Genomic DNA, 4747 nt, shown 5'->3' with positions numbered 1-4747 from the left:
CCCGTCACCGATCACCGGCAACGCCACATTCAGGATCGAAAAATCCACCGCCAGCATGAACTGCGCCACCAGCAACACCACAAGCACCAACCTCAAGCGCCCATCCAAACGAACAGGCCCCTCCCCCCCACCCGCATCAACCCGCGCACCCTCAACAACCGACATCGCCAGACTTCCTTTCCGACACACATGAACGGGGCCTTCCAGCAGGGAAGGCCGGTATGGGGGGATGGCCGCTCAGGCTCGCGCCTCCGCCGAGGCACGGCGGCCTAGTTCCTCCGAGAGTTCCTGCCAGTCGCGGGCGCACTGCGCGGCAGCGGCGGCGGCGGTCTCGGCGCGGTACGGGGGTACCGCGGCGACGATCCGCTCGCGCTGGCGCAGGCCGCTCACCTGGAGGTCGAGCATGCGCAGGAGCAGCCTGCCGGCCTCGCTGAGTCTGAGCAGGGGGTCCTTGCACAGGCCGGTGACCAGCGCGGGTAGTGGTTGTCCGCGAGCCCGTCCCCGGTCGGCCGGCCGGGCCGGCGGGGGCTGCGGGCCGCCGGAGCGCCGCTGGCCCGCCGGTACGGGGTCCTCGCCCTCGCCGATCCGGCGGCGCACATCTCGTACGGTCGAGGGCGCGATGCCCGCCTCCCGCGCGATCTGCCGCAGGGAGGCGGTGGGCCGTCCCGCGAGCAGCCGGGCCGCGGCCTCACGTCCGCGGACCGGATCGGCGGGACGGACGCGTCCGTCCCGTCCGACGCGGCCTTGCGGTGCGTGCTGCGGCGCCTCCCGGCGACGCAGTGCCGCGACGGTCTTCGCCGCGAGCCCGGTCCGCTGCGCGATCCCGCGGTCGGACCAGTCAGGGTGGGTTTGCAGGATCCGTAGGGCCGCCGCGGTCCGCTCCGCCAGTGTCAGCGGGAGTCCGTGGCTGATGTTGGCTTCGACCGCCAGGACGAACGCGTCCTCGGCGCTGCCGTCGAAGTACACCACCGCGACGGTGTCGCGCCCCCTCAGCACGGCCGCCCGCAAGCGGTGCGTGCCGTCGATGACCCGCATCGTGGGGCGGTGCACGAGCAGCGGCGGCAGGGTCCGGCCGGAGTCCGCGAGGGCCTGTGCGTGGCCCTCGTCCACGAGGACGGCTCGGGGGGAGTCCGCGGCGAGCAGTGCGCCGACCGGTATCTCGTGGGCGGCTCGGGGGGGCCGCTGCGCCGGGTGTCCTGCGTTCGGGTCGTCCATGATCCACCTCCCTTCGTGTGCTCGGGGCCCGGGGCCCGCGTCGTTCGCCGGGCCGGAGAAGAAATTACGTAATTACCGTTCGGTAACCAATCTGCCAGCCGAACCCCGCTGCGATTTGGGCAAGTTGGCAGAGTCGGGCTCGGCCTGGTGGGCGACCGCGGAACTTCCCCAGTCGCCCACCGGGCGACGGTTCAGACCGGCGCGAGCTCCTCGGAACGGACGAACTCCCGCAGCCAGGAGAGGAATTCGGGGCCGAGATCCTCGCGCTCGCAAGCCAGCCGGACCGTCGCGCGCAGGTACTCGGCGCGGTCCCCCGTGTCATAGCGGCGGCCGGAGAAGACCACCCCGTGCACGGGACGGCCGGCGCGGACCAGGGTGCGCAGTGCGTCCGTGAGCTGGATCTCGCCGCCGCGCCCGGGACCGGTGCCGCGCAGCACCTCGAAGATCTCGGGGTCGAGCAGGTAGCGACCGATGACCGCGAGGTTGCTGGGGGCGGTGCCGGGCTCCGGCTTTTCCACCAGCTCGGTGATGCGCACGCCGTCGCCGGCGGCCGTCGCCCGCTCGACCGCGGCGCATCCGTACAGGTGGATGGCGTCCGGGTCGACCTCCATGAGGGCCACCACGCTGCCACCGAGACGGGCGCGCACTGCGGCCATCCGGGCGAGCAGGGGGTCCCTGGGGTCGATCAGGTCGTCGGCCAGGAGGACGGCGAAGGGCTCCCTGCCGACGTGCGGCGCGGCGCACAGGACGGCATGCCCGAGGCCCTTGGGGTCCCGCTGGCGCACGTAGTGGATGTCGGCGAGTTCGGTGGAGGCGCAGACGCTGTTGAGTTTGTCCTGATCACCACGGCGCTGGAGGGCCTCCTCCAGCTCGTAGTTGCGGTCGAAGTGGTCTTCGAGCGGCCGCTTGTTGCGTCCGGTGACCATGAGGATGTCCGACATCCCCGCCGCGACCGCCTCTTCCACCACGTACTGGATGGCGGGCTTGTCGACCACCGGAAGCATTTCCTTCGGGGTGGCCTTCGTCAGCGGGAGGAATCGGGTACCGAGTCCCGCGGCGGGGATCACTGCCTTGGTTATCTGCGGAGTCACGGAATTCATGCCGCTGACGCTAGACGGCTGCTCGCGCCAGTGGCCAGAATTCTGCCGCTTTCTCGCCTACTTGGGCACTTCCGCCCCCGGCGGGGCCGCGACGCGCCGCTGGATGAGGCTCCACAGATCGGCGAGCTCGCCGGCGATCGCGCCGGGCCGGTCGCCCCGGTCGCGGCGCACCCGCGCCACGACACCGCCGACCAGGTGACCTGTCAGCGCGGCGAGCGAGCGCGGGTCGACCTCGGGATGGAGCTGCCCCTCCGCCGCCGCCCGTTCCAGCAGGTGCTCGACGTCCGGGAGCCAGCAGCCGCACCACTCGGGCCCGGCGCCGACACGTTCCCGGGTGAGCCGGGCCGCGGCGCGCACGGCCGGGTCCGCCTCGATCAGCCGGCCGAGGGCCAGGACGAGGGAGGAGACGGTGTCGAGGGCCGGCTCTCCGCGGGCCGTCACGGACTCGACCACTCTCCGGGTGGCGGCCCGACCGGATTCCTCGACGGCCGAGGCCAGTTCCCCCTTCGCCGCAAAATGAAAAGTGACAGCCCCGATCGAAATCCCGGCCGATCTGCTCAGCCGGGACAGCGACGTCCCGTCGTATCCATTGCGGTCGAATTCGGCGGCGGCCACCGAGATCAGATGATTACGGGTGCGCACGCCGCGCTCTTGCTTCACCACTGCGCTACCAATGCCATCCTGTTCGTTCCTCACTCACCCCCGCGCCCGGCACGGGAGCGGCTTCCAGCGTCACCCCGGCGCCGACCGCGCACAACGATCACTTGACGAAGAAGCGACCATGCCCCGCCGTCCCGTGCCGCCCGCGGCGGAGTCGGGTGGCGTCGTGCTCCAACGTGCCCAAGTCGCCGCGGAGGCGCCACACTTTAGCTAGAAAACAAAACGAACGTTCTGTATTCTTACCGCTGCCATGGCGCAGACCGATGTCCGCACTGGAGGGGAGACAGCAGATGACGGCGCACATGAGGACCGGAGCCCTGGCTGCCGGCGGCACCGCCCTGGACGAGTACACCGAACGCCTCTTCGGCCACTTACCGAGGGCCGACCAGCGAAGATGGGCCCGGGTCTACCTGCAGGGCCTGCTCACCACCCCGGGCAAGAAGTCCGTCCGCAGACTCGCCGCGTCCGTGACCGCGTCACCGACCGCGTCCCAGTCCTTGCAGCAGTTCATCAACGCGAGCCCCTGGGCATGGGATCCGGCCCGCGCCGAACTGGTCCGCTGGGTGGAGGAACGCCATCCGGTGCGCGCCTGGACGATCGGGCAAGTCTGCTTCCCCAAGCGGGGTGACCACTCGGTCGGCGTACACCGTCGCTTCGACCCCGTCGCCGGACGCATCGTCAACTGCCAGTTCGCCTACGCCCTCTTTCTCTCGCTGGACGGCACGAGCCTGCCCGTCGACTGGCGGCTGCTGCTTCCCGAAGGCTGGTCGGCGGATCCGGTCCTGCGCCGCCGGGCGCGGATCTCCCCCGACGTGGCACACCAGGCCCCGGAGCATCTGGTCCTGGAGCTCGTGGACGCGGTCGCCGCCCGCACCTCGGCCGTGCACGCGCCCGTCGTCGCCGATCTGAGCCGCCTCGGTGCCGCCGCCGCCCTGATCGGCATGCTGGGCCGGCGCGGCCACGACTTCCTGGTGTCCGTCCCGCCGACCCTCGCCGTCTGCGCGACCGGGCCGGGGCAGGGGGCCGAGGCGGGCCGGGCGGCCGGGCACACCACCACTGCGGGCGAGCTCGCCCGTCGGGGCAGCACCAGCCATCCGTACGCGGCGCAGCTCACCGGCCCCGCCGCAGGCGCTCACCCGCACCCGCAGCAGATCCGGTCGGCCCTGGTCCGGGTGCCGGGCGCCGGTCCGGCGGCCCCCGGCGGGCAGCAGACATACCGCCTCTTCGGTGAACGGCGGCCCGCCGCCGGGGTCCGGGCGGGCGGTGCGATCTGGCTGACCAACATGAGCCGGGCCCGGATGGACGACCTGCTGCGGCTGGTCAGGCAGACGGGGCGGGCCGCCGCCTCGCTGGGCGCCCTGGCCGACGACTTCGGGCTCCTCGACTTCGAGGGGCGTTCGTTCCCCGGCTGGCACCACCACATGACGTTGATGTCCGCTGCGTACGCCTACCGGGGTCTGCCGGCCCTGCGGGAGCGGTATGCGTCGTCGGCGTAGCGGCGGGGCCGGGGGTCCGGCTCGGGTCGGAGGGGGCGGGCCCGGGGGTCGGAAGGGGCCCGGCCCCCGGCAGGGCCCCCGGGCCGGGGGTCAGGCCCGGATCAGGGCCAGGGCCTCGTCCCGGACCCGGGACAGCGTGTCCACGTCACGAGCCTCAACGTTCAACCGCAGCAACGGCTCCGTGTTCGAAGCACGCACGTTGAACCACCACCCCGCACCCGTCACCGTCAAACCATCCAACTCATCCAGCTCCACACCCTCACGACCCGCGAACGC

General features: G+C 72.1%; 4 protein-coding genes and 2 pseudogenes. 1 reads left to right on the top strand and 5 read right to left on the bottom strand.

The window, feature by feature from the left end:
* The 4 genes and pseudogenes from ACFW2G_RS32870 to ACFW2G_RS32855 all read right to left on the bottom strand — a co-directional run.
* Window positions 1-165, bottom strand: a pseudogene (locus ACFW2G_RS32870) (MFS transporter); the annotation flags it as partial.
* Between the two features lie 72 nt (window positions 166-237).
* Entirely contained in the window at window positions 238-1215 is a 978-nt protein-coding gene (locus ACFW2G_RS32865) for a ParB N-terminal domain-containing protein (protein ID WP_384456594.1), read from the bottom strand.
* Window positions 1216-1406: 191 nt separating this feature from the next.
* Window positions 1407-2315: a UTP--glucose-1-phosphate uridylyltransferase GalU gene (gene galU, locus ACFW2G_RS32860; RefSeq protein ID WP_037928973.1), complete on the bottom strand. Its 909-nt coding sequence runs from the start codon at window positions 2313-2315 to the stop codon at window positions 1407-1409.
* A 57-nt stretch (window positions 2316-2372) separates the two neighbouring features.
* Window positions 2373-2957: a TetR family transcriptional regulator gene (locus tag ACFW2G_RS32855; protein ID WP_384456597.1), complete on the bottom strand. Its 585-nt coding sequence runs from the start codon at window positions 2955-2957 to the stop codon at window positions 2373-2375.
* Between the two features lie 308 nt (window positions 2958-3265).
* On the opposite strand from ACFW2G_RS32855, the gene ACFW2G_RS32850 reads away from it, so the two are divergent.
* The gene (locus ACFW2G_RS32850) at window positions 3266-4471 is read left to right on the top strand and encodes an IS701 family transposase (RefSeq protein WP_384456598.1); all 1206 of its coding nucleotides are present in this window, start codon (window positions 3266-3268) and stop codon (window positions 4469-4471) included.
* Between the two features lie 90 nt (window positions 4472-4561).
* On the opposite strand, the pseudogene manB reads toward ACFW2G_RS32850, so the two are convergent.
* A pseudogene (gene manB, locus ACFW2G_RS32845) lies at window positions 4562-4747 on the bottom strand (phosphomannomutase/phosphoglucomutase); the annotation flags it as partial.

The sequence above is a fragment of the Streptomyces sp. NPDC058880 genome, from assembly GCF_042742535.1.
Lineage (GTDB): Bacteria > Actinomycetota > Actinomycetes > Streptomycetales > Streptomycetaceae > Streptomyces.
Note: the sequence above shows the minus strand (reverse complement) of the source record. Positions and strands in the feature narration are given on the sequence as shown.

Bases quoted from the DNA above. Each gene is read 5' to 3' on its own strand.
- galU (WP_037928973.1), bottom strand. From the start codon at position 2,315: ATGAATTCCGTGACTCCGCAGATAACCAAGGCAGTGATCCCCGCCGCG.
- ACFW2G_RS32850 (WP_384456598.1), top strand. From the start codon at position 3,266: ATGACGGCGCACATGAGGACCGGAGCCCTGGCTGCCGGCGGCACCGCC.
- ACFW2G_RS32865 (WP_384456594.1), bottom strand. From the start codon at position 1,215: ATGGACGACCCGAACGCAGGACACCCGGCGCAGCGGCCCCCCCGAGCC.